This window comes from Actinomadura logoneensis, assembly GCF_003428695.1.
GTDB lineage: Bacteria > Actinomycetota > Actinomycetes > Streptosporangiales > Streptosporangiaceae > Spirillospora > Spirillospora logoneensis.
Window position 1 is genome coordinate 1 of record NZ_QURH01000763.1, and the last position, 3,867, is coordinate 3,867.

The 3,867-nt window shown below is 76.1% G+C and carries 4 protein-coding genes; 2 read left to right on the top strand and 2 right to left on the bottom strand.

Going from position 1 to position 3,867, the window contains the following annotated elements:
- Positions 1 to 793, bottom strand: a 793-nt coding sequence (locus DZF91_RS26930) for a glycosyltransferase family 2 protein (protein WP_117359967.1), incomplete at its 3' end; no start/stop codon positions are given.
- Positions 794 to 880: 87 nt separating this feature from the next.
- Positions 881 to 1,765: a glycosyltransferase family 2 protein gene (locus tag DZF91_RS26935; protein ID WP_117359968.1), complete on the bottom strand. Its 885-nt coding sequence runs from the start codon at positions 1,763 to 1,765 to the stop codon at positions 881 to 883.
- Between the two features lie 267 nt (positions 1,766 to 2,032).
- On the opposite strand from DZF91_RS26935, the gene DZF91_RS26940 reads away from it, so the two are divergent.
- Both DZF91_RS26940 and DZF91_RS26945 read left to right on the top strand, forming a co-directional pair.
- Complete coding sequence (locus tag DZF91_RS26940) at positions 2,033 to 3,673, top strand: carbamoyltransferase family protein (RefSeq protein ID WP_117359969.1); 1,641 nt, start codon at positions 2,033 to 2,035, stop codon at positions 3,671 to 3,673.
- Positions 3,670 to 3,867 (top strand): glycosyltransferase family protein (locus DZF91_RS26945; RefSeq protein WP_147341402.1); only part of this gene is annotated, 198 nt, incomplete at its 3' end. The genes DZF91_RS26940 and DZF91_RS26945, both read left to right, overlap by 4 nt.

Below are 3,867 nucleotides of genomic sequence, written 5' to 3' on the forward strand. Positions count from 1 at the left end.
CGCGCAGGACGGCGGGCAGGGCGCGGGCGGCGTCCACGGCTCCGCGCCGTCCGTCGGGGGTGCGGACCGCGGTGGCCACCTCGCGGACCAGCGCCGCGGCCGGACGCCGCAGCCAGGCGGTGAGCAGCCGGTTGCGGACCTCGCGGCGGCGGCGTGCGCCCGCGTCCCGGCCGAGCGACGACGGATGGTGGTGGACGGTCAGCTCCGGCACGTAGGCCAGCCCCCATCCGGCGGCGGCGAGGTCGAGGGCCAGAAGCTCCTCCTCGCCGCCGAAGTGCAGCGTCTCGGAGAAGCCGCCGGCGGCGAGGAAGGCGTCCCGGCGGACGACGGCCGAGCAGGCCAGGAACCCCAGGACGGCGGGGCCGGGAAGGTCGTGGGGGCGGCCCAGCGGCGAGTCGGCCATCGCGTCGCTGACCGGGTCCGGGCGCTCGTCCTCGCCGACCAGGACGCGTCCGGCCAGCAGCGCGGCGCGCGGGTGCGCGTCGAGGAGCGCGGCCGCGCGGGCGAGCGCGCCCGGCGCCCACCAGGAGTCGTCGTCGGCGAACGCGACATAGCGGGTCGCGGCCCGTTCCGCGCCGAGGTTGCGGGCGGCGGCCCCGAGGTTGCGGTCGAGCCGCACCACCTCGGCCCCGGCGGCGCCGGCGACCTCGGCCGTCGCGTCCCGGGAGGCGTTGTCCACGACGATCACCGGGCGCGGGTGGTGGCGGAGGCTGCGGGCCAGTTCGGCGGCACGGTCCCGCGTGGCGACCACCGTGGTCACCCCGCCGGGCGCGCCGTCCCGCTCAGCCTCCATACCTTTCAGCCCCCATGTTCCTCAGCCTCCCTGCCGCTCAGCGCCGTTCCTTCGGCTCCGTGGCCCTCTCGATCCGCATGGCGGGGCTCAGCCCACGTAGCGGCGGGCGGGCGAGCGCCGCTGCGGTTCGTCCAAGGTGCGTAGCCGCGCCTCGACGGACGGCGGGACGGGCGCGCGGTTCCGCAGCACCCACGGGATCCCCGCGGCGGCCTCGGCCAGGGCGCCGACGGTCGTGAGGTCGCGGGGCACCCCGCGCAGCAGCGCGCCGGTGCGGCGGAGCGCGTCCGGCGTGGAGCGGCGCAGCCAGGTCGTCCAGAGGGTGTTGCGGATGCCCAGGCGGCGGCGCGGCCCGGAGTCCCGCACCACCGAGGGCTCGTGGTGGACGATCACGTCGTCGGCGTAGCAGAGCCACCAGCCGGACGCCATCAGGTCGGCGGCCAGGAGCTCCTCCTCGCCGCCGAACCAGAGCTTCGGCGAGAAGCCGCCCGCCGCGCGGAAGGCGGCGGCGCGCAGCATCGTCGCCCCCGCCAGGAACGAGCCGAGGGCGGGGCCGGGCAGCCAGGACGGGCCGGGGACGGGCGAGTCGCGCAGTTCGGGGACGATCGGGTCCTCCCGGCCGTCCGGGCCGACCAGGACGCGGCCGGTCACCGCGGCCAGCAGCGGGTGCGCGTCCAGCAGCCGGGCGGCGCGCTCCGGCGCTTCGGGCGCCCACCAGGTGTCGTCGTCGCAGCAGGCCACGTACGGGGTGCGGACGTGGTCCACGCCGACGTTGCGCGCGACGGCCCCGAGGTTGCGCGGCGCGCGGACGACGGTCACGCCCGGCAGCCGGGACGCGGCCTCGGCCGAGCCGTCCCGCGAGGCATTGTCCACCACGATGATCGGCGGACGGCCCGGCAGCGCCCGGAGGCGGCCCAGAGTCGACAGGAGCTCCGGCCGGCGATTCCGGGTGATGACCAGGAGCGTGTACCGCATGGCCGCCCCCTACCCGCACGGGCGCCGCCGCATACCGGAGCCGCCATGATCCCCGCGTTTCAGCACGGTCGGTGGAAGTCAGTGCCCCACAGTCGAAACGGAATGTGCGGACGGTAATCACCGCAGGACAGGGGCTTTTCGCGGTTCCGCCACAAAAACTTCGTCTCGTTTCCGTTTAACGCCCCGGTGCCGGGTATGCGCGCCGAGTGTGCGACTGACTCCGGATCGGAGTCGAGTGTCCGAAGCGCGGCTCAGGGGGGCCTCGAAATGCGCGTACTCGGAATCAATGCGGTCTTCCACGATCCCGCGGCCGCGCTCGTCGTCGACGGGCGCGTGGTGGCCGCGGCGGAGGAGGAGCGGTTCAGCCGCCGCAAGCACGGCAAGCGGCCGTACGCCTTCTCCGCCTGGGAGCTCCCGGAGAAGTCCGCCCGGTGGTGCCTGGAGACGGCCGACCTGGAGCCGGGCGACCTGGACGCGGTCGCCTACTCCTACGATCCCGGCCTCGTCGAACCGGGGCTGCCGGGGCACGAGGACAAGTGGGAACGGCTGCGCACGCTGTACGCGGAGCACGCCCCGCACATGCTGGCGGACGCGCTGCCCGGGCTCGACCCGGGCGTGGTCCGGTTCGTCCCGCACCACGCGGCGCACGCCGCCTCGGCGGCCCTGGCCGCGCCGCGCCCCGGCGAGGGCGACGTGCTCGTCCTGGACGGCCGCGGCGAGTCGCACTCCCATCTGGCGGGCCGGTACGGCGCGGACGGGCTGACCACGCTCGCCGCCCAGCCGCTCCCCCACTCCCTCGGACTCATGTACGAGGACCTGACGCAGCACCTGGGGTTCCTGCGGTCCAGCGACGAGTACAAGGTGATGGCGCTGGCGTCCTACGGCAGGCCGACCCTGGTGGACGAGATGCGCGACCTGGTCCGCGCGACCGGCGACGGCGGGTTCGCCTCGGCCGGGATCGACTGGTCGTCGCTGGCCAAACCGCGTCCGCCGGGCGGCGAGTGGACCCGCGACCACGCCGACCTCGCCGCGTCCGTCCAGCTCCGCCTGGAGGAGGTCCTGCTGGAGCTGGTGCACTGGCTGCACGGCAGGACCGGGTCGCGGCGGCTGTCCATGGCGGGCGGCGTGGCGCTCAACTGCGTCGCCAACTCCCGGATCGCCCGGGAGGGCCCGTACGACGAGGTGTGGGTGCAGCCCGCCGCCGGGGACGCCGGGACGGCCCTCGGCGCGGCCCTGCACGTGGTGCGGGGGGCGGGCGAGCCGGTCGAGCCGATGCCCGGCGCGGACCTCGGCCGCAGCTGGCCCGACGAGGAGATCGCGGCCCGCCTGGAGGAGGCGCACGTGCCGTACGAGCGCCCGGACGACCTGGCCGCGACGGTCGCCGAGGACCTCGCCCGCAACCGGATCGTCGCCTGGTTCCAGGGCCGGTCGGAGTACGGGCCGCGCGCCCTCGGGCACCGCTCGCTGCTCGCCCACCCGGGCGACCCCGGCAACGTGGACCGGCTGAACGCGGTGAAGGGCCGCGAGCGGTTCCGGCCGATCGCGCCGATGGTCGCGGTCGAGCACGCCGCCGAGATCTTCGACGGGCCGATCCCGAGCCCGTACATGCTGTTCGTGCACGACGTGAAGCCGGAGTGGCGGGACCGGATCCCGGCCGTCGTGCACGTGGACGGCACCGCCCGCATCCAGACCGTCGATCCGGCCGACAAGCCGCTCGTCGCGGCCGTCCTGGAGGAGTTCCGGGCGCGCACGGGCCTGCCGGTCGTGGTCAACACCAGCCTGAACACCGCGGGGCGGCCCATGGTGGACGACCCGCGCGACGCCCTGGAGTGCTTCGGGTCGGCCCCGGTCGACCTGCTCGTCCTCGGCCCGTTCACCGTCCGGCGCGAGGGGGTCTACGCGGCATGAGGTACTCCGTGGTGATCCCCACCGTCGGCCGCCCGAGCCTGCACGCGACGCTGGCGGCGCTGCTCGGCTCGTCCGGGCCGCCGCCCGCCGAGATCGTCGTGGTGGACGACCGGCCGCGGCCCGGCGCGCCGCTCCCGCTGCCGGACGGCGCGGACGAACGGCTGCGGGTGCTCCGGTCGGGCGGGCGCGGCCCC